The sequence below is a fragment of the Flavisphingopyxis soli genome, assembly GCF_007995095.1.
Taxonomy (GTDB): Bacteria; Pseudomonadota; Alphaproteobacteria; order Sphingomonadales; family Sphingomonadaceae; genus Flavisphingopyxis; species Flavisphingopyxis soli.
Map to the genome: position 1 here is coordinate 142,422 of NZ_VOPY01000003.1, position 22,835 is coordinate 165,256.

The 22,835-nt window shown below is 65.8% G+C and carries 29 protein-coding genes; 12 read left to right on the forward strand and 17 right to left on the reverse strand.

Annotation, left to right across the window (positions count from 1 at the left end; translation table 11 throughout):
• Nucleotides 1–14: 14 nt before the first annotated feature.
• Nucleotides 15–1,391 (reverse strand): putative O-glycosylation ligase, exosortase A system-associated, encoded by a 1,377-nt coding sequence (locus tag FSZ31_RS11005; RefSeq protein WP_147123430.1) that lies wholly within the window; start codon nt 1,389–1,391, stop codon nt 15–17.
• A complete protein-coding gene (locus tag FSZ31_RS12850; RefSeq protein ID WP_161596012.1) occupies nt 1,384–1,560 on the reverse strand; it encodes a hypothetical protein in 177 nt (58 codons plus the stop codon). The genes FSZ31_RS11005 and FSZ31_RS12850 overlap by 8 nt, the downstream gene beginning before the upstream one ends.
• 63 nt (nt 1,561–1,623) lie before the next feature.
• Between FSZ31_RS12850 and FSZ31_RS11010 the strand changes: the two genes are divergently transcribed.
• Nucleotides 1,624–2,823, forward strand: a complete 1,200-nt coding sequence (locus tag FSZ31_RS11010; RefSeq protein WP_147123431.1) for a TIGR04063 family PEP-CTERM/XrtA system glycosyltransferase — start codon at nt 1,624–1,626, stop codon at nt 2,821–2,823.
• Between the two features lie 60 nt (nt 2,824–2,883).
• Nucleotides 2,884–3,951 carry a hypothetical protein gene (locus FSZ31_RS11015; RefSeq protein ID WP_147123432.1) on the forward strand — a complete coding sequence of 356 codons (1,068 nt, stop codon included), beginning with the start codon at nt 2,884–2,886 and terminating at the stop codon, nt 3,949–3,951.
• Nucleotides 3,952–3,974: 23 nt separating this feature from the next.
• On the opposite strand, the gene FSZ31_RS11020 is transcribed toward FSZ31_RS11015, so the two are convergent.
• Nucleotides 3,975–4,313, reverse strand: coding sequence for a hypothetical protein (locus FSZ31_RS11020; protein WP_147123433.1), 339 nt, complete (start codon nt 4,311–4,313; stop codon nt 3,975–3,977).
• A complete protein-coding gene (locus FSZ31_RS11025) occupies nt 4,310–4,579 on the reverse strand; it encodes a hypothetical protein (RefSeq protein ID WP_328592397.1) in 270 nt (89 codons plus the stop codon). Before FSZ31_RS11025 ends, FSZ31_RS11020 begins: the two co-directional genes overlap by 4 nt.
• Nucleotides 4,580–4,633: 54 nt before the next feature.
• Between FSZ31_RS11025 and FSZ31_RS11030 the strand changes: the two genes are divergently transcribed.
• Nucleotides 4,634–5,299, forward strand: a complete 666-nt coding sequence (locus FSZ31_RS11030) for a S24 family peptidase (RefSeq protein WP_147123434.1) — start codon at nt 4,634–4,636, stop codon at nt 5,297–5,299.
• Here FSZ31_RS11030 and FSZ31_RS11035 read toward each other — a convergent pair.
• The 4 genes from FSZ31_RS11035 to FSZ31_RS11050 form a co-directional block, all read right to left on the reverse strand.
• Nucleotides 5,296–6,237, reverse strand: coding sequence for a DMT family transporter (locus FSZ31_RS11035; RefSeq protein ID WP_236643786.1), 942 nt, complete (start codon nt 6,235–6,237; stop codon nt 5,296–5,298). The genes FSZ31_RS11030 and FSZ31_RS11035 overlap by 4 nt on opposite strands.
• A 146-nt stretch (nt 6,238–6,383) precedes the next feature.
• Nucleotides 6,384–6,914: a thioredoxin family protein gene (locus FSZ31_RS11040; RefSeq protein WP_147123435.1), complete on the reverse strand. Its 531-nt coding sequence runs from the start codon at nt 6,912–6,914 to the stop codon at nt 6,384–6,386.
• 39 nt (nt 6,915–6,953) lie between these two features.
• Nucleotides 6,954–8,090: a flavodoxin-dependent (E)-4-hydroxy-3-methylbut-2-enyl-diphosphate synthase gene (gene ispG, locus FSZ31_RS11045; RefSeq protein WP_147123436.1), complete on the reverse strand. Its 1,137-nt coding sequence runs from the start codon at nt 8,088–8,090 to the stop codon at nt 6,954–6,956.
• 103 nt (nt 8,091–8,193) lie between these two features.
• On the reverse strand, nt 8,194–8,541 hold the full coding sequence (locus FSZ31_RS11050; RefSeq protein ID WP_147123437.1) for a hypothetical protein: 348 nt from the start codon (nt 8,539–8,541) through the stop codon (nt 8,194–8,196).
• Nucleotides 8,542–8,654: 113 nt separating this feature from the next.
• On the opposite strand from FSZ31_RS11050, the gene FSZ31_RS11055 reads away from it, so the two are divergent.
• Nucleotides 8,655–9,422, forward strand: a complete 768-nt coding sequence (locus tag FSZ31_RS11055) for a TorF family putative porin (RefSeq protein WP_161596013.1) — start codon at nt 8,655–8,657, stop codon at nt 9,420–9,422.
• A gap of 54 nt (nt 9,423–9,476) precedes the next feature.
• Entirely contained in the window at nt 9,477–10,001 is a 525-nt protein-coding gene (locus tag FSZ31_RS11060) for a hypothetical protein (RefSeq protein WP_147123439.1), read from the forward strand.
• 7 nt (nt 10,002–10,008) lie between these two features.
• Here the strand turns inward: FSZ31_RS11060 and soxR are convergent, their stop codons facing one another.
• On the reverse strand, nt 10,009–10,461 hold the full coding sequence (soxR, locus tag FSZ31_RS11065) for a redox-sensitive transcriptional activator SoxR (RefSeq protein WP_147123440.1): 453 nt from the start codon (nt 10,459–10,461) through the stop codon (nt 10,009–10,011).
• A gap of 105 nt (nt 10,462–10,566) precedes the next feature.
• Between soxR and FSZ31_RS12855 the strand changes: the two genes are divergently transcribed.
• The 3 genes from FSZ31_RS12855 to FSZ31_RS11075 all read left to right on the forward strand — a co-directional run bounded on the left by FSZ31_RS12855 (nt 10,567) and on the right by FSZ31_RS11075 (nt 12,001).
• Nucleotides 10,567–10,710 (forward strand): hypothetical protein, encoded by a 144-nt coding sequence (locus FSZ31_RS12855; RefSeq protein ID WP_161596014.1) that lies wholly within the window; start codon nt 10,567–10,569, stop codon nt 10,708–10,710.
• A 14-nt stretch (nt 10,711–10,724) separates the two neighbouring features.
• The gene (locus FSZ31_RS11070) at nt 10,725–11,096 is read left to right on the forward strand and encodes a VOC family protein (RefSeq protein ID WP_147123441.1); all 372 of its coding nucleotides are present in this window, start codon (nt 10,725–10,727) and stop codon (nt 11,094–11,096) included.
• A gap of 191 nt (nt 11,097–11,287) precedes the next feature.
• Entirely contained in the window at nt 11,288–12,001 is a 714-nt protein-coding gene (locus FSZ31_RS11075) for a hypothetical protein (RefSeq protein ID WP_147123442.1), read from the forward strand.
• Here FSZ31_RS11075 and FSZ31_RS11080 read toward each other — a convergent pair.
• Genes FSZ31_RS11080 through FSZ31_RS11090 form a run of 3 tightly spaced genes read right to left on the reverse strand, consistent with a single transcriptional unit; the run spans nt 11,992 to nt 14,573 of the window.
• Nucleotides 11,992–12,750: a sulfite exporter TauE/SafE family protein gene (locus FSZ31_RS11080; protein WP_147123443.1), complete on the reverse strand. Its 759-nt coding sequence runs from the start codon at nt 12,748–12,750 to the stop codon at nt 11,992–11,994. The genes FSZ31_RS11075 and FSZ31_RS11080 overlap by 10 nt on opposite strands.
• Nucleotides 12,743–14,038 carry a 23S rRNA (adenine(2503)-C(2))-methyltransferase RlmN gene (gene rlmN / locus FSZ31_RS11085; RefSeq protein ID WP_147123444.1) on the reverse strand — a complete coding sequence of 432 codons (1,296 nt, stop codon included), beginning with the start codon at nt 14,036–14,038 and terminating at the stop codon, nt 12,743–12,745. Before rlmN ends, FSZ31_RS11080 begins: the two co-directional genes overlap by 8 nt.
• 40 nt (nt 14,039–14,078) lie before the next feature.
• Complete coding sequence (locus tag FSZ31_RS11090; protein ID WP_328592398.1) at nt 14,079–14,573, reverse strand: invasion associated locus B family protein; 495 nt, start codon at nt 14,571–14,573, stop codon at nt 14,079–14,081.
• 200 nt (nt 14,574–14,773) lie between these two features.
• On the opposite strand from FSZ31_RS11090, the gene dnaN reads away from it, so the two are divergent.
• Complete coding sequence (dnaN, locus tag FSZ31_RS11095) at nt 14,774–15,892, forward strand: DNA polymerase III subunit beta (protein ID WP_147123445.1); 1,119 nt, start codon at nt 14,774–14,776, stop codon at nt 15,890–15,892.
• A gap of 4 nt (nt 15,893–15,896) precedes the next feature.
• The gene (locus FSZ31_RS11100) at nt 15,897–16,265 is read left to right on the forward strand and encodes a hypothetical protein (protein ID WP_147123446.1); all 369 of its coding nucleotides are present in this window, start codon (nt 15,897–15,899) and stop codon (nt 16,263–16,265) included.
• 39 nt (nt 16,266–16,304) lie between these two features.
• On the opposite strand, the gene FSZ31_RS11105 is transcribed toward FSZ31_RS11100, so the two are convergent.
• Together FSZ31_RS11105 and FSZ31_RS11110 are read right to left on the reverse strand one after the other, a co-directional pair.
• Complete coding sequence (locus FSZ31_RS11105) at nt 16,305–17,690, reverse strand: PQQ-dependent sugar dehydrogenase (protein ID WP_147123447.1); 1,386 nt, start codon at nt 17,688–17,690, stop codon at nt 16,305–16,307.
• Nucleotides 17,691–17,770: 80 nt separating this feature from the next.
• A complete protein-coding gene (locus tag FSZ31_RS11110) occupies nt 17,771–17,980 on the reverse strand; it encodes a hypothetical protein (RefSeq protein ID WP_147123448.1) in 210 nt (69 codons plus the stop codon).
• A 161-nt stretch (nt 17,981–18,141) separates the two neighbouring features.
• Here FSZ31_RS11110 and FSZ31_RS11115 point away from each other — a divergent pair, with 161 nt between their 5' ends.
• Nucleotides 18,142–18,366, forward strand: a complete 225-nt coding sequence (locus tag FSZ31_RS11115; protein ID WP_147123449.1) for a hypothetical protein — start codon at nt 18,142–18,144, stop codon at nt 18,364–18,366.
• 27 nt (nt 18,367–18,393) lie between these two features.
• Here FSZ31_RS11115 and FSZ31_RS11120 read toward each other — a convergent pair whose 3' ends face one another.
• The gene (locus FSZ31_RS11120) at nt 18,394–18,780 is read right to left on the reverse strand and encodes a MarR family transcriptional regulator (RefSeq protein ID WP_147123641.1); all 387 of its coding nucleotides are present in this window, start codon (nt 18,778–18,780) and stop codon (nt 18,394–18,396) included.
• A 192-nt stretch (nt 18,781–18,972) separates the two neighbouring features.
• Nucleotides 18,973–20,373 (reverse strand): leucyl aminopeptidase family protein, encoded by a 1,401-nt coding sequence (locus FSZ31_RS11125; RefSeq protein ID WP_147123450.1) that lies wholly within the window; start codon nt 20,371–20,373, stop codon nt 18,973–18,975.
• A gap of 68 nt (nt 20,374–20,441) precedes the next feature.
• Here FSZ31_RS11125 and FSZ31_RS11130 point away from each other — a divergent pair, with 68 nt between their 5' ends.
• Nucleotides 20,442–21,257 carry a PdaC/SigV domain-containing protein gene (locus FSZ31_RS11130; protein ID WP_147123451.1) on the forward strand — a complete coding sequence of 272 codons (816 nt, stop codon included), beginning with the start codon at nt 20,442–20,444 and terminating at the stop codon, nt 21,255–21,257.
• Here FSZ31_RS11130 and FSZ31_RS11135 read toward each other — a convergent pair.
• The gene (locus FSZ31_RS11135; protein WP_147123453.1) at nt 21,220–22,722 is read right to left on the reverse strand and encodes a flavin-containing monooxygenase; all 1,503 of its coding nucleotides are present in this window, start codon (nt 22,720–22,722) and stop codon (nt 21,220–21,222) included. The genes FSZ31_RS11130 and FSZ31_RS11135 overlap by 38 nt on opposite strands.
• Nucleotides 22,723–22,835 lie beyond the last annotated feature (113 nt).

Sequence of the window (22,835 nt, forward strand, 5' to 3'; positions counted from 1 at the left end):
CGGTCAATCCCAGATTAGACCGATGCGACCGGCTCGGTTGGCTTGGGCACCTTCGCCTTGCCCATCAACGGTCGCCATTCCGCCTCTTTTTCGCGACGCCTGATGTAGGTGGCGAGACCGATCTGGAGCGCGAGCATCATGTAGATGAAGCTCTGGAAGGCGATGCCGACGAACAGCGAACCGACCATGTAGACGATCTGCGCATTTTCGAGCGCGGTGGCGAGCGGGGCGACCCAGAGCTTGTCGGGGTCGGTCGTCTTGCGATAACGCGCGCGCAGCCGCTCCATCTGCCAGATGCCGGTGAGGTGGAGGAGCAGCCACAGCGCAAGGCCGGGATAGCCCTGTTCGCCGAGCATTTCGAAATAGCTCGAATGATAGGCGCGCGCCTGATCGACGACGCGGTCGCTTTCGACCGTTGTCTGGCTGCCGACGCTGGTCGTCGCCTCGGTCTCATAGCTGATCCGGTTGCCGCGATAGGCGTCGAAACCACCGCCGAAGGGATGATCCTTGGCGTAGTTCCAGGTCCACTGCCACACCGCGATGCGCGTCGAGGCCGAGCGGTCGGCCTCGTAATTCTGGATCGTCCCCATCCGCTGCGTATAGCTCGCCGGCAGGAACGGTACCGCGACCAGCACGAGCAGCGCGGCGCCGCCGAGATAGAGCAGGCGATAGCGCACGGTGCGCAGCATCAAGATGCCGAGCACCGCGGCGCAGACGAGGCCGGTGCGCGCCTGCGTCCCGATCGGCAGCAACAGGCAGGCGAAGACGAGCCCGGCGGCGAACACAGTGACGTATTTCGACTTGGGAAAGACCGTGCCGAAACGCGCGAGCCAGACGATCAGCGGGATCACCGCGATGCCGACGGTCGACATGATGCTGCCTTCGTAGAGGCCGTAATTCTCGTTGAGCAGCAGCTGCAGCGAGCCATAGCCGCCGCCCGAGACGAGCGTCTTGATACCGCCCGAAATCGCGATCGAGGCGACCGACAGGACCATGACCAGCGCGAGCGATTCGATGCGCAGCCGCGTGCGTAGTGTCAGCGGCAGGAAGATCGCCCACAGCAGCGCCTTCCACACCCAGTCCCATTTGACGAGCGCCTCGGCGGGGAAATCGGCCTGTAGCGTGGTCAGGCCGCAATAGACCAGCAGCAGGACGAGCAGGATCTGGCGTCCCGATATGCGCACGTCGCGCTTGGCATCGGCGATCAGCCAGCCGAGCAGCGCGAAGACGAAGCAGACGAGCGAGACGGGAATCGCGTTGACGAGATAATAGCTCAGTTTCTGCGGCGCGACGATGTCGACGTAGCAATAGGCGAGCACGAGCAGGAACGGGCGCTTGAGCCCGAGGCCGAGGAAGCCGGCGAGGAACAGGACGAAGAAGATGTCACGCATCGCGCGCGCCCCATGGCTTGGGCTTGGGCTTGGACGGTGCGGGGGCGGTCACCTCGGGCGCGTCGGCCCATCGGCCGCTTTCCTGGTCGAGGTCGGGCCGGCCGAGCAATCGCCACAGCGCAAAAGCGAGCAGGCCGTGCGACAGCAGGATGGAGAAATTGTCGACCATGTCGCCGCCATAATGGCATTCGGTTGACGCGCCGTTAAGCGAATTGCGCTAGGGCCTGCGCCAATGACGCGCGTTCTCCATATCCTCGACCACAGCCTGCCCGCGCATTCGGGCTATACCTTTCGCACGCGCGCGATCCTGAAGGCGCAGCAGGCGCGCGGCTGGGACGTCGCCGGGGTTACCGGCGTGCGCCATCCGCTGCCGGGTCCGCCATACGAACGGATCGACGGGATCGATTTCTATCGCACGCCTGCCATTCCAAAGCTGCCGAGCCCGATCCGCGAATGGCGCGAAATCGGTGCGCTCGCCGCGCGGATCGACGAACTGTGCGCGATCGAGCGGCCCGATATCCTCCACGCGCATTCGCCGGTGCTCGATGCGCTGGCGGCGGCGCGCGTCGCCAAAAAACGCGGCCTGCCGCTGGTCTATGAGATTCGCGCCTTCTGGGAGGATGCCGCGGTCGGCAACGGTACGGGGCGCGAGGGCAGCATCAAATACCGCCTGATCCGCGGGCTCGAACGCCGCGCGGTCGATACCGCCGACGCGGTCGTCGTGATCTGTAACGGGCTGCGCGACGATCTGATCGCGCGCGGGGTCGCGGCGGACAAGATCACGGTATCGCCCAACGGCGTCGACCTGGCGCTGTTCGGGGCGCCGCCGCAGCCCGACGCGACGCTGCGCAGCGCGCTCGGCCTCGACGATGCCGAGGTGATCGGATTTATCGGGAGCTTCTACGATTACGAAGGAATCGACGACCTGATCGCGGCGATGCCCGCGCTCGTCGCGGCGCGGCCCAAGGCGAAACTGCTGCTTGTCGGTGGCGGGCCGTGCGAGGCGGCGCTGAGGGCACAGGCTGCATCGCCGGTGCGCGACCATATCGTCTTTGCCGGCCGCGTGCCGCACGACGACGTCGAACGCTATTATGCGCTGATCGACGTCCTCGCCTATCCGCGCAAAAAGATGCGGCTGACCGAGCTGGTAACGCCGCTGAAACCATTGGAGGCGATGGCGCAGCGGCGGATCGTCGCGGCATCGGACATCGGCGGTCATCGCGAACTGATCAAGGACGGGGTGACGGGAACGCTGTTCAAACCTTCGAATCCCGCCGATATTGCCGCCACCTTGGCCGACCTGCTGGCGCGCCGCGGCGACTGGGAGGCGATGCGCGCGGCGGGGCGCGCGTTCGTCGAGCGCGAGCGCGACTGGTCGGCGAACGTGTTGCGTTACGAACCTGTTTACCAAAAGTTGATAGACGGCAGATGATAATAGGGGCGAAAGCCGTGCGGATACGATGCCGAATTTGCGCATGACGGGAAGACTGTGATGGACGACGAACAGGTCTGGCTCGAAGAGGCCGAATATCAGGATGCGCCCGTGCACCGCCTGCGCAAGGCGCCGATTGCTGCGGCTGTCGCGGCGGCGGCGACGATTGCGCTGGTGATGGCGATGCCGCGCAGCTGGGTCGAGCGCGCGGTCTTCGAACTCTATGTCGACACGGTGATACCCGCCGCAAAGCTGCCAATCGGCGACATGGGCCACGCGGTCGTCGCGCTCGTTGCGGCGGCGCTTGTCGCGATCGTCGCCTTTGCCATCGCGCGGCTGGTCGATTTCGGCCGGTTGCTGAGCCGGCGCAAACGCACCCCCGAACTGGGCCATGACGGCGAGGTCGCCGAACCGCGCCTGCGCCGCGCCGACAGCCATCCCGACGCGCCGCCGCGCGCGCCGTTCCGGTTCGACGCCGACTATGACGAGGATAACCGCGATCACGAGGATTACGGCGCCGAAAGCAGCTACGATCCTGCCGCAATGACTGACGATGATGCCGACGACTGGGCCGATGACAGGGCCGACCACGACGCCGACGACGAGATGTTCGACCTCGGCGGGTTCGAGGCGGGCGATGAGGGTGATGAGGATGCGGGCGAGCGGGGCGTGTTCGATGTCGCCGCGATCGATCCGCTCGACGCGCGCCCGAAATTTGCCGCCGCAGTGGAGGAAGACGACACGCCGCCGCTGGTCGCACCCGACGAAGAGATTGACCCGCTGGTCGATGTTCGCGCGAAATTCGCCGACATGTTCGAGCCCGGTGATCGCGACGACGACACGCGTGACGGTTCGCGGCGCGACCTGTCACGGCTGAGCACCAGCGAGCTGATCGACGAGCTCGAGCGGCGGATGGCGGCGCGGCAGGGTGTCGCTACGCCAGCCCAGCGCCCGCCCGCCGAAATGGACGCTGCGCCGATCGAAGCTCAGGCCGAAGCTCAGGCCGAAGCTCCGATCGAAGCTCCGGTCGAACAGGCGATAAACGGCACTGACGGCGACGACATGGACGCCGCGTTGCAGGCGGCGCTCGGCACGCTCGCGCGGATGCAGCAGCGCTCGGCGGGCTGACCGGCCTCAACGACGGGCGGCGCTCAGGCGTCGTCGATTACCAGCAATTCAACGCGCAGCCGGCACCAGCCGGCGGCATCCTGATGCCGGTCGCTGAGCGCGGCATCGGCAACGAAGGCGTGGCGCAGGGCAAAGTCGATCTCGGCGATGCCGCGCGCCAGGCGATCGGCGCCGCGACGGTCGGCATCGGGCGCGCCGGCGAAGACGAGATGGTGGCGCGCGCCGGTGAAGGTCGCGCTCGCCCAGCCTTCACGGCGCATCGCCAGACACTGCCAGCCCGCCCCGAGCCGCGCCGCGATCTGCGTCGCCAGCCGGACATCGTGGCGCGCCGAACGGAAGCCAATTGGGCGCATGACGGTCACAGGTGGCGCCGTCCGCGCGGCGGCGCAGTGTAGGTGGCCCCGCTGGCGTGCCATTTGTTCATGAAATGTTCTGCCCTGTTCCGGACCCGAGCGCCGGGTTCGCGACCGAGGCGGAGGTCGAAGACGAAGCGCGGATCGTGCAGCGCACGGCGCCCGAACACGGTCGGCGGCATCCCCGTATCGCGCAGGAACTGTTCTATTCTACGGGTGATCGGCATGTCCATCGCGGCCTCCGGTGCGTCGTTCGATTCGGTTCGAGCTGCCACGATGCTAAGTGATTTCCTACTTGTCTAGGAAAAATCCTATAGTATAGTCGAAAGATGGATTTCGACCGCCTTTCCCCCGACGATCCGCGTGTCGTGCTCGACCGGCTGGCGCGACAGCGCGGCGACGATTACGCCGCGCTGTCGCGGCTGCTCCGGCGCAATCCGGCCTATGTCCAGCAGTTCATCAAGCGCGGCAGCCCGCGCCGCCTCGACGAGCGCGACCGCGCAACGCTGGCGCGCTATTTCGGGGTCGACGAGGCGTTGCTCGGCGGTGGCGAGGGTCCCGCCAGCGGACGCGGGAGCGCGTTTTTCGGCGTGCCACGGCTCGCCGTCGGGGCGTCGGCGGGGGCGGGCGCGCTTTCCGGCGAGGAGATCCGCGTCGGCGCGATCGGATTCGATCCCGGCTGGCTACGGCGCGAAGGCCTGATCCCCGAGCGGCTCTCGGTCGTCCGCGTCGAGGGCGATTCGATGATGCCGACGCTGGCCGACGGCGACGAGATCATGGTCGATACCGGCGATAGGGCCGAGCGGTTGCGCGACGGCATCTACGTCATCCGCATCGACGACGCGATCAAGGTCAAGCGGCTGAGCCGCGCGCCGGGGCGCGGGCGCGTGTCGGTGGTCAGCGACAACCCCGCCTATCCGCGTTTCGACGATGTGGCGCTGAGCGATGTCGGGATTGTCGGGCGCGTCGTCTGGACGGGGCGGCGGTTGGCCTAGGCGTCGTGCGCGGCCTCGGCCTGCGGCGGGATCATGTCGGGGGCAACCGGCGCGGCATCGGGCCGCTCGCTATGTGCGCGCGCGGCGATCCAGCAGCCCGCGAGGATCAGAGTGGCGCCAGCGAGCGTGAACGGCGAGACACGCTCACCGAACACCAGCCAGCCGAACAGCGTTGCCCAGGCGAAGCCGCTATATTCGCTCGCGCTGAGATAGCCCGCACCCGCGCGGGCATAGGCCCAGGCGAGCAAGAGCATGCCGCTCATCGAGAGCAAGGCGGCGATGGCAAGCGCGCCCCAATGGCCTTGCGGCAGTGGCGGCAGGCCGATCAGCGGGGTCAGCAGCCAGAACGCGGCACCGGTCACGGCGAACTGGAAGAAGGCGATTTCGAGCGGTTTGGCGGCGAGCGCCTGCTGCCGCATCAGGACGATATTATAGGCGTAGAAAAACGCCGAGCCGATGATCGCGATCGATCCCTTGAGCGCATCAACGCCGAGATCGGCCTTGGCCTGACCGGTAAAGATCACCGCGACGCCAGCCGATGCAAGCAGCGACCCCGCCAGCGTGCGCGGACCCATGGTTTCGCCCAGCAGCACTGCGGCGAGCCATTGCGCGATCAGCGGCGCGATGAAGCTCAACGCGATTGCCTGCGCCATCGGCACGCGCGCCAGGCCCCAGAAGAACAGCACGCTCATCGGCACGACGAGCACGCCGCGAATGATGTGAAAGCGCAGCGCGCGGCGTGTCGGCCAGCGCGCGCGCAGCAGCAGATATATCGGTGCGATCACGGCGATCGCCAGAACGCTGCGCCACAACATCGTCGGCCATGTTCCGAGCGCGATAACCAGCCCCTTCATCGCGGCGTCCATCGCCGACAGGCTGCCGATCGCAACAACCGCGACGGCAAAGGCGATCAGGGGTTTCGATGCGGTGCTGCTCACGCGCCAAGCCTATAGTGCGCCGCGCGCCGGTCGTCACGCAGGTCCGGCAGCCACTGGCAAGTTCCGTATGGGCGCAACCATCCGACCGTTGGCAAGCTTGGCATCGGTGTCAGGGCTCTCGACGAAACGACCGCGTGTTCGCCCGATCAGGCGCCGAAGCTGTCGAAATAGGCGAAGATGGCGTCTTCGTCGCGGCTCGCGGCGTTGCGCCAGCTCGACGCGTCCTTCTTGCTGTTGAGCCGCGTGCCGTCGGGGGCGGCGACGAACACGGTCGGCGTGCCCTTGAGGGTCTTGAGGCCGAAACGCCGCGCGATCGCGGCATTGTGGAGGTCGCCGGTGGCGGGATGGCCGGCATCGACGAAAACGACCTCGTATCGGGAATCGAGCATCTCGGCGAAGCGCGGGGTGGCGAACCAGCCGGCGAGCGCGCGGCTGTCGTGGCACCAGTTGGCGCCCATCACGACGACGACGCGCTTGTCGGCGAGTGCGGCGCGCGTCATCGCGGCGGCGACAGCTTCGCTTGCGTCGGCGGTCTCGTCATAGGGCCGCGCCTCGGGCGCTGCGACCGCCGCGACCGGCGCGTCTGCGGCAACAGGCGCTACCGCGGGCAGGCCATATTCCTCGAGCCCGCCGGCGGTGAGCAGCGCGACAACAGCGATGAAGGGGATCGGGGTCATTGCGCGGCTTTCATGGCTGCCATCGAAAGGGTCGGAGGCTCACGCCGCGGCGTGGGCGCGCGTGTCGGCGCTGGTGCTCGTGCCCGCTTCGATCTCGGCCGCCTTGGCCTCGACGAGGCGGACGATGTGATCGACCATGTCGCTGTCGGCAACGTGGTGGTCGGTGACGCCCGAGAGATAGACCATGTGCTTGCCCGCGCCGCCGCCGGTGATGCCGATATCGGTCTCGCGCGCCTCGCCGGGGCCGTTGACGACGCAGCCGAGGACCGAGAGCGAGAGCGGCGTCGAAATGTGCGCGAGGCGTTCCTCGAGCTTCTGCACGGTGCGGATGACGTCGAAGCCCTGGCGCGCGCAGCTGGGGCAGCTGACGACGCGGACGCCGCGGGTGCGAACGCCCATCGATTTCAGGATCTCGTAGCCGACGCGGACCTCTTCCTCGGGTTCGGCCGAGAGGCTGACGCGGATCGTGTCGCCGATCCCCGCCCAGATCAGCGAGCCGATGCCGATCGAGGATTTGACCGTGCCGCCGATCAGCCCGCCCGCCTCGGTAATGCCAAGATGCAGCGGGCAGTCGACCGCCGATGCGAGCTGGTGATAGGCGGCGACCGCGAGGAACAGGTCGCTGGCTTTGACCGCGACCTTGTATTCGCGAAAGTCGTGGTCTTCCAAAAGTCGGATATGGTCGAGCGCGCTTTCGACCAGCGCCTCGGGGCAGGGCTCGCCGTATTTTTCGAGCAGGTCGCGCTCGAGGCTGCCGGCGTTGACGCCGATACGGATCGCGCAGCCGTTCGCCTTGGCCGCGTTGACGACCTCGCGGACGCGTTCGTCGCTGCCGATATTGCCCGGATTGATGCGCAGGCACGCGGCGCCGGCATCGGCGGCCTCGAGCGCGCGCTTGTAATGGAAATGGATGTCGGCGACGATCGGCACGCGCGCGGCGCGGACGATCTGTTTGAGCGCGGCCGTGCTGTCCTGGTCGGGGCACGATACGCGGATGATGTCGGCGCCCGCCTCTTCGCAGCGGCGGATCTGTTCGATCGTCGCCTTGGCGTCGCTGGTCGGGGTGTTAGTCATCGTCTGGACGCTGATCGGCGCATCGCCGCCGACGGGAACGTTGCCGACCATGATCTGGCGCGAGACGCGCCGTTCGATATCGCGCCAGGGGCGGATGGACATAGATAATCGCCTTGTTTGCGGCCGTTCTAAGCGGTCCGCATGACAGAGGCATGAATATAGGGGTGTTAGGGGGCGGCTGGCAACGTGCCAGCGCCGAAATGCGTCAGGCGATCCGGCGAGCGATCACCGCGATGCTGTCGGCAAGTTCGTCGACCAGCGCATTGCCTGCGGCGCGGACCATCGCGGGCGGCGCGTCGGCGCGGCACAGCTTGGACACCATTTCAAGCCCCGCCTGGGTAATCGAGACGAGATCGCGGATGCGTTCGGCAACCGCCTCATCCTGTTCGCGCCCGGTTTCGACAACGCGCATCGCGAGCGCTTCGAGCCCGGTATCGTCGGTCGAGCGGCCGGCGAATTTGGCGGCAAGTTCGACCGGGCCGGCAAGGCCGAGCAACAGGTCGAACGCGGCTGGCGCGCTCGTTTCGCTCGAAATGTGGGCGGCATGGCTCATGACGATCGTGTGTAGCCCATGATGGTTAACGGGCCGTTACCCAAGGCGGGCGTGCAACGGGTCGGCGTATCGGTGCTTGCCAAGCGCGCGAACCGGCAGCAATGAGCGCGATTATGACCAGAATGATCCAGGCGGCGATGCTGATCGCCACGCTCACCGTCGCTTCACCCGCTTTTGCGCAGGACGAAGGCCCCACCTACGGGCCGGGCAACGGTGTCACACTTTCGGCCAGTGCGACCGCCGCGAGCGACTATCGCTATCGCGGCCTGTCGCGGTCTGAAGGCGACCCGGTGATCCAGGGACAGGCCTATGTCGAGCTACCGGGCGGCCTGTACGGCGGGGTGTTCGGATCGACGCTCGGTGGCAGCGACCAGGGCGCGGGCGATATCGAGATCGACCTGATCGCGGGCTATAACGGCGCCATCGCGTCGGGCGTGAACATCGATGTCGGGGCGACGTATTTTACCTTCAACGGCAATGGCGCGCCGCACAGCATCGACGGGCTCGGCGATCTCGGCTCCTATGTCGAACCCTATGCGGCGCTGTCGTACACGCTCGGCCCCGTCCAGGCGAAGGTCGGCGCGGCCTATGCGCCCAAGCAGGACAGCATCGGCGGCGACAACCTCTATCTCTATGGCCAGGCGAGCGCCGGCGTGCCGATGACGCCGCTGACGATCAACGCCAAGTTCGGCCGCAGCGAGGGATCGCTGGCCCCCGGCGCGGGCAGCTACACCGACTGGTCGGTCGGCGCCGATTATGTCCTCGGCCCGCTGACGCTCGGCGCGAAATATGTCGACACCAGCCTCGCCCAGACGGGGGTCAAGGCGGTCGACCGGCTCTATGACCCCAGCGTCGTGGTGTCGGCGACGATCGGATTCTAACCGACAATTCGATGGGTTGCGGGAACTTGGCCCGCCGTCGTGCATTGAACCGGCATGACCAAGTCACACGCCCTTCATGCCCTTGCCGCCGTCGCGCTCGTCGCGACTGCGGTCCAGCCCGCCATTGCCGAAGCGCGCGCCAGCGTCGCGCTCGACACTGTCATCGCGTTCGACAACCCGTCGGACCCGTGGCTGTCGGAAGCCAGCGACCGCATCTTCAGCTCGGTCTGGACCAAGGCATCGACGCAGCTCGCCGTCCCCGGCATCGGCCTGACCAAGGTTTCGACCACCGCCGCGGGTAACGGCTGGGTCGCCAACGACGTCCCGATCAGCGGCGACTGGCATGGCCTTCGCATGACGGGGTTCAGCCTCAACGGCATGCCGCAGAGCGGCGTGGGATCCTATGTCCTGCACTTTGCCGATGCACCGGGCCAGGTCGTCGGCACGCTCGATGCGATGGGTTTCCCGGTGACGGGCGTCGGCAAGGACACGCGCACCGGTGACGCGGATTGCGGTACCAAGCTGCGCGTCGATGGCGAGGGACTGGGTTCGAGCTTCACGATCAGCTTCGCCTGCTGATCGCCGCCTAAGCCAATTCGACAGATTTGAGAACGCGCGGCCCGGGTCCCAGCTCGGCCGCGGTGTCTTGCGGATTGTACAGCGCGCACTTGTCGAGGCTGAGACAGCCGCACCCGATACAGCCATTCAGATTATTACGCAGCCGCTGCAGCGACGCGATCCGCCGATCGACTTCGGCGAGGAACCTGGTGCTGCTGCGCTGCCAGTCGGCCAGGCTCGGTGCGCGGTCCTTGGGCAGCGCCGCTAGTTCTTCGGCGATTTCGCGCACGGTAAAACCAAGCTGCTGCGCGATCAGCACGAATGACAGGCGGCGAAGATCGGCGCGCAGGAAGCGGCGCTGATTGCCCGCATTCCGGATCGGGTGAACGAGGCCCTTTTCCTCGTAGAACCGGATGGCCGACACCGACAGGCCGGTCCGCGCCGCAAGTTGCCCGATCGTCAGTACGTCGCTTGCTCTCATCGAATTTTCCCGTCACGCAATAGCTTGACCTCAACTTAGCTTGAGGTTGTATCAGATTGTCCGACCGTCGCAAGTGACGACGCGATCCAACGGAAGGACACGATGATGACCAAGCCACCGACCAGAATTTCGAACGACTCCGACGCCGAGCTGCCACGACCGCGAAAGGACGCGAGCGATGACGCACGCCAGCGCTCGATCATCGGCTTTGGCGAAGCGCTCGCCACCATGCTCAGTTTCAAATCGTAACGGGAGGCGAAGTCATGCGTATCGAACACGTCAACATCAGCGTCTCCGATCCCGCCGCCTCGGCGCGCAGCCTGAGCGAAATCTTCGGCTGGCAGGTGCGCTGGCAGGGGCCGGCAATGGCGGGCGGCCATACCGTCCATGTCGGCAGCAAGAGCGATTATATCGCGCTCTACACCGGGCCCGACGGCCAACATAATGGCGTGCGCTATCCCAAGGGCGAGCCGCTCCAGCATATCGGCATCGAGGTCGACGATCTCGACGCCGTCGAAGCCAAGGTGATCGCCGCGGGGTTCGTGCCCGTCAACCATGGCGATTACGACCCGGGCCGGCGGTTCTATTTCATCGACGCCGACGGGATCGAATTCGAGGTGGTCAGCTATGCGTAGCGGACCAGGCCGCCAAGCCTCATTCCGATCAGGCGATGAAATGCGGCGGTCGGGGCAATGCAACATTTTACCGGCGATTTGTCCCGTCGCGGGATGATCGCCGGGAGGGTGCGGCGTTAAGCATCTTGTTGCGCGACAGCTCTGCAGGAACGCAGTAAATTATGCGCTCATAGTGGGAAGGGCATTACGCGATGTTGTACGGGACGAAAGCTTTGTGGGCCGAATTCTGGACCGTCGTCGGCGAGATATGGGCGTCGCCCGCGTGGCGCCGCGCGGCGATGTTCCTGTTCCCCTATGCCGGCCTCCTGACCGGTCTGTGCGTCGCGGCGCATTATGGCGAGCTGACCAACGCGCCGCTGCCACGCCAGTTCTTTTTCGCAACCGACGGCGGTTTTGGCGAATGGCTCGAATATTCGATGACGACCGCGGTCGCGGTGCTGCTGTTCGTGATGTGGCGGCGCGATCGGGTGGGCGTCTACCTCGCCAATGCGGCGCTGTTCGTCTATCTGACGCTCGACAACAGCCTCCAGATCCATGAGCAATTCGGCTATGCCGTAGGCAATGCCTTTGCCGACTGGTCATTGCCGGTGAGGCCCAACGATATCGGCGAGGCGGCGCTGTTCGCCGGCGTCGGCTTCGTCTGGCTCGTCACACTGGGATTGAGCCTGCGCAAGGCGCAGCTGCGACCCGCGATCTATTCGCTGATCCTCGCCGCGGGCGTCCTGTCCACCGCGTTCTTCGGCGTGATTGTCGACCTGATGGTGGTGTGGGGCTATCACACGCCGGCACTACGCGAGATCGAGACCTTCATCGAGGACGGCGGCGAATTCGCGATGCTGTGCCTGACCTTCCTGCTGGCCGTGTCGATCTATGACATCGAGCGGCGGCGTCGCGCTCAGCCGTAAGCGCGGAGGAAAAAGACGATTGTGGTCGCCGCGGTGACGGCGAGCGTCCAGATCCGTACGCCGAGTGGCGGGAGCCGCTTGCCGATCCGCACGCCGACCCAGCCGCCGGCGACCGCGCCTGCGAGCATCGGCAGGCACGCGGCCCATGAGATGAGGCCCGTTGCGACGAAGACGAAGGCCGCCGCGCTGTTGGCGATCGCGAGCATCAGCGTGCGCGGCGCGAACAGCCTGCGCGGCGTAACATTGGCGAGCAGGCCGTAAAGCGCGGTCATCATCAGCCCGACACCACCGCCGAAATAGCCGCCATAGATGCCGAGCAGGCCCTGGGTGACGAACAGCGTGCGGCGTCCGATCGTGACGCGGCTGTGGAGATGGTCGCTCGCGCTGCGGCCGAACGCCATGACGACCAGCGCGAACAGCAGCAGCCACGGAATGATGCGGTCGAACGCGGCGCTCGGCGTCAGGACGAGCAATGTGCTGCCGATCAGCGCCGCAGCGAAGGTGATCGCGCCGAGCCAGCGGATATCGATGCCGCCGACCGGGCCGAGTTCATCGCGAAATCCGTAGGCGCTTGTCGCCGCGCCGGGGAGCAGCGCGAAATTGCTCGTCGCATTGGCGACATTGGCGGGTAGGCCGATCGCGATCAGCGCGGGGAGCGTGGCAAAGGTCCCGCCGCCCGCAAGCGCATTCATCGCGCCGCCGATCAGGCCTGCACCTGCCGCCAGCGCGAGCGTCGCGATATCAACCAAGCGTTGTGGCTTCCTCTGCCTCGGCCCGATCTCTCTCCGCGCGGGTCAGTTTGACCGCGGCGGTCTTGAGCTGGCCGCAGGCGGCGTCGATGTCGCGGCCGCGCGGCGTGCGGATCGGGGCCGAGATGCCGGCGTCGAAGACGATCTTGCTGAACGCGCGAATGCGGGCCGGCGACGAGCATTCGTACGGCGCGCCGGGCCACGGGTTGAACGGGATCAGGTTGACCTTGGCGGGCAGGCGATAGTGGTTGATCAGCCGAACAAGCTCGTGCGCGTCGGCGTCGCTGTCGTTCTTGTCCCTGAGCATGACATATTCGAAGGTGATCCGCCGGGCGTTGTTGGCGCGCGGATAGTCTGCGCACGCCTGCAACAACTCCTCGATGCCGTATTTGCGGTTGATCGGGACGATCTCGTCGCGGACCTCCTTGGTCACCGCGTGGAGCGATACTGCGAGGTTGACGCCGATCTCCTCGGCGCAGCGCGCCATCATCGGGACGACGCCGCTGGTCGAGAGCGTGATGCGGCGCTTTGACAGCGCGAGCCCGTCGCCGTGCATGACGATCCTGAGCGCGTCGCGGACATTGTCGAAATTGTAGAGCGGTTCGCCCATGCCCATCATGACGATGTTGGTCAGCATGCGCGCGCCGGTGCCGTATTCGGAATTATACTCGGCGACCGGCTGATCGTCCTCGTCGTCGTCATCGGGGGCGAGATCGTCTTCGGGATCGCTGCCGAGGCCGGCCATGTTGCCCTTGGGCCATTCGCCGAGCGCGTCGCGCGCGAGCATCACCTGGCCGACGATTTCGCCCGGGGTCAGGTTGCGGACGAGGCGCATCGTGCCGGTGTGGCAGAAGGTGCAGTTGAGCGTGCAGCCGACCTGGCTCGACACGCACAGCGTGCCGCGGCTTTCGTCGGGGATGAAGACCATCTCGTAATCCTGCGCGTCGGCCGAGCGGAGGAGCCATTTGCGCGTGCCGTCTTCGCTGACCTGCGCCTCGACGACCTCGGGACGGCCGATGACGAAGCGTGTCGCGAGCCACGGGCGCATCGTCTTGGCCATGTCGGTCATCGCATCGAAATCGGTCAGGCCGCGATGATAGGTCCAGTGGAACAGCTGCTTGGCGCGCAGCTTCGCCTGTTTGGGCTCAAGCCCGGCTTCGGCGAGCACCGACTGGATCTGTGCGCGCGACAGGCCGAGCAGGTCGATACGACCGTCCTCGCGCGGGGTTACGGTGCGCGGAACGGGCACCGGGTCGATATGGCCGGGAATCTGCATGATGGTGCGCATATAGGCGCGCCCGAGCGATCCGTCACCCCGTGCGTTCGGATCAGCGTGCGCGGGCGCAACCCAGAGCGGCGGCATCGATCGCGGTGGCGGCGCCCTTGAGCGCATAGCGATCGCTGAAACGGTTGCCGCGCGTGTCGCTGGTGCGGATCGTCATCGTGCTCGCCGAGCGGATTGCGGCGATGATCGCGGCGTCTGTGCGCGCGTCGCGTGCCCAGGCGTTGCGCCCCTCGCCGACCAGCGCGAAGCGCGCGGCGCCGATGCCGATGACGATGTCGCGACCGGGCGCGGCGGCGCGGCCGAGCCGGGCGTAGAACTGGCCGCGAATGCGCGAGCCGGGCCAATAGCCGATGCTGGCATAAGCTGGCTCGGCCTTGCCGCGCTGGCCGTCGGCACGCGCGATCGCATAGCAGCGCGAAACCTTGGCGGAATCGCGAAACGCGCCCCAGCCGTCGAAGATGCCGAGCGATTCCGCCGCGGCGACGGGGACGACGACGAGTGACAGGCTGAGGCCAAGGAGGAGGGTACGGATCGGCACGATGGCGCGGTGATTCGCGCAAATGGCGTGCTTTGGCAAGCGGGCGCGCCGCGAAGGGAGTCGCTCGCGCTTGCGGCACCCGAGATTCTCGTTAAGGAAGGAGGGGAATTTCCGGCGCATTTTCTTGGCGATTCCCGGTCTTCGCAAGAGGACCGGCGCAGCGACCGGCAGTAGGTTCGAAGAGGGAGCGAATGGGGTCTATGAAAGCGACAATCGAGCGTGCGACACTGCTGAAGAGCCTGGGCCATGTCCAGTCGGTGGTCGAGCGGCGCAATACCATTCCGATCCTGTCGAACGTCCTGATCGAAGCGCATGCCGACGGGTCGATCAAGCTGATGGCGACCGATCTCGATTTGCAGGTCGTCGAAACGATCGCCGCGCAGGTCGAAACGCCGGGCACGATCACGGTGTCGGCGCACCTGTTGTTCGAAATCGCACGCAAGCTGAAGGAAGGCTCGCAGGTCCTGCTGTCGGCCGCCGATAGCAAGATGCTGGTCCAGTCGGGCCAGTCGCGGTTCAACCTGCCGACGCTGCCGCGCGACGATTTCCCGGTCATTGCCGAGGGCGACCTCGGCACCAATTTCGAACTGCCCGCGCAGACGCTGGTGCAGATCATCGACCGGACCAAGTTCGCGATCTCGACCGAGGAAACGCGCTATTACCTCAACGGTATCTTCCTCCACGTCGCCGATGACGACAGCGCCGGTCCGGTGCTCAAGGCAGCGGCAACCGACGGTCACCGGCTGGCGCGCGTCACCGTCCCGCGCCCCGATGGCGCCGAGGGCATGCCCGACGTCATCGTGCCGCGCAAATGCGTCGCCGAACTCAGGAAGTTGCTCGACGAGAGCGACGGCAATGTCGAGGTGAGCCTGTCGGCATCGAAGATTCGCTTCACGCTGGGCCATGCGATCCTGACGTCGAAGCTGATCGACGGGACCTTCCCCGATTACAATCGCGTCATCCCGACGGGCAACGACAAGCTGCTCAAGATCGATCCCAAGGCGTTCATGGAAGGCGTCGATCGCGTCGCCACGATCGCGTCGGAAAAGACCCGCGCGGTCAAGATGGCGGTCGACCATGGCAAGGTGACATTGTCGGTGACCAGCCCCGAGAACGGCACGGCATCCGAAGAGGTCCCCGGCGAATACACATCGGACAGCATCGAGATCGGTTTCAATGCGCGCTACCTGCTCGATATCCTCGCGCAGATCGAGGGCGATACGGTCGAGCTGCATCTCGCCGATGCTGCCGCGCCGACGCTGATCCGCGAAGGCGACAAGAACCCGGCGCTGTACGTACTGATGCCGATGCGGGTGTAAGGCGATGCCGATGCTGCTGCGAACTGCTTCGATCGCCGCCACAATAGCGGTGGCATTGGGCGTGACGCCTGCCCAGGCCCAGCAATCGGTGACGCCTGCTGCACGTCAGGCGCTTGAGTGCGCTGCTTATTCGGCGATAAAGTCAGACCAGATGGAAGAAGCCGAAGCGGCGACCGGGCTTCAGTTCGCGATGACCTATTTCCTGGGGATCGCAATCGGTCGCCAGCCCGAGCTCGATATCGTCGAGACGTTCGATGCCACGCTGATCAACTTCGTCGCCGAACATATTGATGAGATCGGTGAGCGCTGCCTGCCGCAGATCGACGAGATGGGCGACAACTTGTCCAAGGTCGGAAACGCGCTCGCTGAATAGAGGCTTTGCAGCCCAGCTCCGCGCCGAAACTTGCCGATTTTACTTCGCTGCTGCCGCGCTGACGCGCCAGACGATGTTGCTGACGTCGTCGGTGACGAGCAGGCTGCCGTCCTTGGCGATCTTGACGTCGGTCGGGCGTCCATGGGCTTCGCCACCCTTGTCGCCGAGAAAACCGGTCAGGACGTCGACGGGCTTGGCTTCGGCCGGGCGACCGTTGGCGCCGAACTTGACGAACACGACCTTGTAGCCCGCCGCGGGTTCGCGGTTCCACGAACCGTGCAGCGCGATGAAGGCGCCGTTGGTCCATCTGTCGCCGAGCCGTGCGCCCTGCGCGAAGGTCAGGCCGAGCGGCGCGACGTGGCTGCCGAGACCGTAAGCGGGGCGCTTGGTGTACTGGCGCATGTCCGAGGGCGCTTCGTCGCTGATCCGCTTGTCGAAATAGCCGCCCCAATAATACCAGGGCCAGCCGTAGAAATCGCCCTCGACGACGTCGGTGAGATAGTCGGGGACGAGATCGGAGCCAAGCTGATCGCGTTCGTTGACGACGACCCACATATTGTCGGTGCCGGGCAGCCAGGCGATGCCGACGGGGTTGCGCATGCCCGAGGCATAGGGCCGCCATTTGCCCGTCGCGACGTCGACCTCAAGCACCGCAGCGCGGCAGAAGACCGGCGGGAAGCCCTTTTCCCAGATGCATTTCTCATTCTCGACGCCGCCTTCGCCATAGTTGCTGTTCGATCCGACGGTGACGTAGAGTTTCGACCCGTCGGAGCTGGCGAGCAGGTTCTTGGTCCAGTGGTAATTGGGCGCCTTGGCGGGCAGCCCGACGACGCGTCGGCCCTTGGCCGTGACCTTGGTCTCTCCCGCGACATAAGGGAAGGCGAGGATCGCGTCGGTATTGGCGACGTAGAGCGTGTCGCCGACCAGCGCCATGCCGAACGGCGAGTTGAGCCCGGTGATATAGGGGAGCTTGAGATCGGCGGCGCCGTCGCCATCGACGTCGCGCAGCAGTGTGATACGGTTGGCGCTGGGCACGCCGGCGCCTGCCTTGGCCATCAGCCGCGACATGATCCAGCCGGTGATGCCCGAGGTGTCACTTGGCGCCTTGTTGGTTTCGGCAACCAGCACGTCGCCATTGGGCAGGACAAGCATCGAGCGCGGATGGTCGAGGTCGTCGGCAAAGCGCCTTACCGTCAGGCCTGGCGCGGCAACGGGCTTTTCGCCGTCGGGCCAGCCCGAAATCTTGGCAATGTTGACCGTCGGCACAGTCTCGGGCCGTGGATCGTTGAGCGCGGCCTCGGCGGGTACGCGCCCGCTCAGTTGATCGGTGGTAAATCGCGCGACATCCGGCCGCGTCAGGTACCAGACGAGCAGGACCAGGCCAAGGACGACCAGGACTAGAATGATGCGCCAGCGCTTTTTCATAGGGTCAAAATCCCGTTACTGCATCGTGTCGTCATAGTGTGGCGAGGGCATGCGCGGCTGGCAACCGAAGACTCGCGCGCTCAATCGCGATCGCGCGACAGCCGATCGACGGCCCAGACGACCAGCGCAGCGATGATACCCGCCGCAAGGCCGGCAAGCAGGCCGATCACCGGCTGGCCTTTTTCGCCGCCGATCCAGGCACCGACGATGGGAAGCACGGCGATGAAGATGCCGCCTGCCATCGGGCTGGGCGTGGTGCGACGGGGCGGGGGAGGTGGCGATGCGATCATGAGCACGGTTCTGGCAGGTCGCGGGCGCCGTGGGAAGGGGGGCATTGGCCGGGCGAGATCGATCGGCATTATCCCTAACGCGCCGTTGACCGTGGCCCTAGACGGCTTGGTCACCGCGCCACGCTATTCGGGTGCCGCTGCCCCTCCTGCAAGGTGAACCGATGAATCCTGAAGGCGTGACCTTTGCCGCGATCCATGACCGGCGCGCGTTCGACGACGCGTCAGAGCTGATCGAAACATTCGGCGACCATGCCGCTTACGAGGCCGCGGCGCGTGCCGCGCGCAGCCGCGATCTGGGCAATCACATCCATTTCTGTCGCTGGCGCGAGGTCGAGCGGGTGATTGCCATGCTGGGCGACACCGACACCGTCGGCCGCATCCACTAAATCTGGCTTTGGGGCCTGCTCAGGGGTTCAGGCGATGCGGCGTTCGAACGACGATGCCTGCTGCAACGGTCCCGACGCGGGCGACCGATTGGCAAGCGCGCCGGTGCGCGGCGCGGGATCGGGCTGGCTGCGTTCGATCAGTGCCTGGAAGCGCTCGAGGAACCGCCCACCACGCTCGGTCACCGAGATGAAGATATTGCGCTTGTCGGCTTCGTCGCGCTGACGGCGCAGGAAGCCCAGTGAGGCGAGCTTGTTGAGCGCGCGGGTCACGACGGGTTTCGACACGGTGAGACGCGAGGCGAGACCGCGCACGGTATGCGGCCCCTGCGTCTGCCCCACGAGCAGGAGGATGGCCATCTGGCGGTTGGTCAGGTCTGGATCGCCCGAGCGGACATACCCGACCAGCGTACCCATCCATTTTTCAAGCCAATCGTGAGCCACAAATGCTCCCTTTCGAAAAAACAGTCGTTCAGCAGACAATGCGCTGGGCAAGTCGCGATAGGGCGCTGGGCAAGTCGCGATAGGATCGCCTGTTCTGGGGGTAACGCGCGACTTGGCTTTGGGTTGCACGGGTCAATCGGCGTTGGGGAGATTTCCGCCTCGGCCCTAGTCGCGCGGATAGCGCGCGTTGAGCATTGCCCATGCCGCACGCAGGCCGAGCGCTGCGCCGCCCTTGGGGCGTCCCGGCTTGGCCACCGGTTGCCAGGCGAAGGTGTCGAAATGCGCCCAGGCGATGTCTTCGCCGACGAACTTCTTGAGGAACAGCGCGGCGGTTACCGAGCCGGCGAAGCCGCCTTCTGTCGCGTTCGAGATGTCGGCGATATCCGACGAGAGCATCTCGGCATAACCGTCCCAAAGCGGCATCCGCCAGCACGGATCGTCGTGATCGGTTCCGCCGGCGAGCAGGTCGTTGGCGAGCGTATCGTCGTCGCAGAACAGATTGGGCAGGTCGGGCCCGAGCGCGACGCGTGCGGCGCCGGTCAGCGTCGCGAAATCGATCATCAACTCGGGACTGTCTTCGCTCGCGCGGGTGAGTGCATCGCCGAGCACGAGCCGCCCCTCGGCGTCGGTATTCCCGATCTCGACGGTCAGCCCCTTGCGGCTCGTCAGAATATCGCCCGGCCGGAAGGCATCTTCGGAGATCGCGTTCTCGACCGCCGCGACAAGCATGTGGAGCCGGACGGGAAGGCGTGCTTCGATAATCATCTCGGCGAGCGCGAGCGCATGAGCTGCGCCGCCCATGTCCTTTTTCATCAGCCGCATGCCACTCGCGCCCTTGATATCGAGCCCGCCCGAATCGAAGGTCACGCCCTTGCCGACGATCGCGACGCGCGGATGCTTGGGATTGCCCCATTCGATTTCGATGAGGCGGGGCGCGTGCCTTTTGCCAGCCGCGCGACCGACCGCGTGGATCATCGGATAGTGTTTGGCGAGATCGCTGTCGGCGGTGACGGTGAGATCGGCATCGTGCGCCTTGGCGATGCGCCTGGCGACCGCCTCTAGGTCGGCTGGCCCCATGTCGGCAGCGGGCGTGTTGACAAGATCGCGGACGAGCGCGGTCGCCTTTGCCTCGCGGGCGATGCCGGCGACCTTGCCGGGCTCTGAGGTCAGCAGGACGCGCGCGCCGAGATCGGCCTTGTCGTCGGGTTTCTTGTAGCGGTCGAAGCGATGTTGCGCGATCATCCAGCCGAACGGTGCCGGTCCGGGCGTGCCGTTGGCGAGGCGATAGGTGCCAGCGGGCAGCGCGGTCGGCAGCTTGGCCAGGCACCAGCTCGACAGGCTGTCGACATTGGCAACGACGGTGACGACCGCCCAGTCATCGTGCTTTTCGCCGGGCAGGATCGCGTTGGCATAGCCCTTGGGCTGCAATTGCTGCGCGGCGAGCGCGGCGCGGACGCGCGGCGGCTGATCCTTGAGCCAGCCGTCATAGGTCTTTTCATCGACGATGTGGATCAGGTGCGCGTCTTCGCCCTTGTCGGGGCGAACGAGTTCGTTGAATTCGGTCATGTTCGGAACTGATAGGGATTCTCGCCGATTTGTCTAATGGCGAACCATGGCCTGAAAGGATTTTTGCGATGAGACCGTTCGTAATCACGCTGTCGCTGGCCATTCTGCTGGCCGGGTGCAATGCCGAGCCGGCGCGGGTTGGGGGCAATGAAGTCGACGCGCAGGCGGGGGCGTCGGCCACGCCAGTCGCGCCCGAGCCGCCTGCTCCCGCCGCGACTGGCGCCAGCGCGGTCAAGATTGCGAACGACGATTTCGCGTTCGATTACAGCTATCCCGCCGAGGCGGCGGCGATCCCGGCACTTGCGAAACGCCTCGACGCCGAGCGCGACACCGCGTTGGCCCAGCTCAAGCGCGAAACCGCGAGCGCGCGCAAGGGAGCGCAGACCGGCGATTTTCCCTATCGCGCCTATGACTATCAGAAGGAATGGCAGCGGGTTGCCGACATCCCCGGTTGGCTGAGCCTGTCGGCGAGCCTCTACACCTTCACCGGCGGCGCGCATGGCATGACGGTCTATGACGCGCTGCTGTGGGACAAGTCGGCGGGCGCGGCGATCGATCCGACCGATGCGTTCGAGTCGAAAGCCGCCATCGACGGGGCGATCAAGGCGCCGTTTTGCAAGGCGCTCAATGCGCAGCGGACCAAGAAGCGTGGCGGTCCGATCGGCGACGAGACCGCGATGTTCAACGAGTGCATCGACCCGTCGCCCTATCCGATCCTGTTCGGTTCATCGAACAGGCGCAGCTTCGACCGCATCACCGTGATGGTGCCGCCTTATGAAGCGGGGCCCTATGCCGAAGGAACATACGAAGTCGATTTGCCCGTGACGGCGGCGCTGATCGCTGCGCTCAAGCCGCGTTTTCGACCGGCGTTTTCGGTGAAGTGAAGGCGATGACGCCGTCTTCGACCGGGTCCTTGCGCAGGATCTTGCGGTCGAGCGGATAGTTCTGGTTGAGCTTCCACGGCATGCGGTCACCCTGTTTGGGGAGGTAATCGAGCGCGCGGGTGACGTAGCCGCTCGAAAAGTCGAGCATCGCTTCGGGCTTGATATCGCTGCTGGCGATCGGCGTCGCGACGCGCGCGCCCTTGGCGTCCATACAGTTGAGCAGGCGGCCGATATATTCGCTCGTGAGGTCGGCCTTCAGCGTCCAGCTGGCGTTGGTATAGCCGAAGGTGATCGCGAAATTGGGCACGCCTGAAAACATCACGCCCTTGTAGTTGAAGGTCTTGGCGAAATCGATCGGCGCGCCGTCGAGCGAAAAGTCTGCGCCGCCGCCGACCTGAAGCCTGAGGCCCGTCGCGGTGACGATGATGTCGGCGGGCAGCAGGTCGCCCGACGACAAGCGAATGCCGTCCGCCTCGAAATGTTCGATCGTGTCGGTGACGACGTCGGCCTTGCCCGCCTTGATTGCTTCGAACAGGTCGCCGTCGGGGATCAGGCACAATCGCTGGTCCCACGGATTGTAGGTCGGGGTGAAGTGTGCGGCGGCGGTGTCGTGGCCGATTGCCTCGCCGACCCATTTGACGAGCGTCGCCTTGACCTTGGCAGGCTTGGCGCGCGCGCGGCGGAAGAAGAAGCGGCCGAGCGTGACGTTCTTCCACCGTGTCAGCGCGTAGGCCGCGCGGGCCGGGAGGATCTTGCGCAAGCCGTTGGCGATCGCGTCGGCGCCGGGGCGGCTGACGACATAGGTCGGCGAGCGTTGCAGCATCGTCACCCTGGCGGCGGTCTTGGCCATTTCGGGGACGATCGTGACCGCGGTTGCGCCCGATCCGATGACGACGACGCGCTTGCCGGTATAATTAAGATCCTCGGGCCAGAATTGCGGGTGGACGACCGGACCGGCGAAATCGGCGCGCCCGGCAAAGCCCGCGTCATACGGATTTTCGTAATCGTAATAGCCCGAGCACATGAAGAGGAAATTGGCGCGGATGCGATGTTCGCCGCCGTCGCCATCGCGCGCGGTGACGGTCCACAGCGCCTCGGCGCTCGACCAGTCGGCGGCGACGACCTTGCGATCGAAGGCGATGCGTTGGTCGATGCCATGGTCGCGCGCGGTGGCACGGACATAGTCGCGGATCGACGGGCCGTCGGCGATCGCCTTGTCACCGACCCACGGGCGAAACGCGTAACCGAGCGTGTGCATGTCGCTGTCCGAGCGGACGCCGGGATAGCGGAACAGGTCCCACGTCCCGCCGATCGCATCGCGCGCTTCCCAGATCGCGTAGCTTTTTTGCGGGCAATCGCGGCCGAGATGGACCGCCGCGCCGATTCCCGACAGGCCGGCGCCGACGATCAGGACGTCGACATAGTCGGTATGGGACGAGGAGCGAGCTTGGGCCGGGGCGTTCATGGCGGCGAGCTTATTGACACTGGTGCAAATTGCAATCGTTTCGCTCGCAACCAAATGCGCGGTGTTTCGTAGTATTACCGAAACCGAGGTCTGTGACAGAAAAGGTGGAGGCT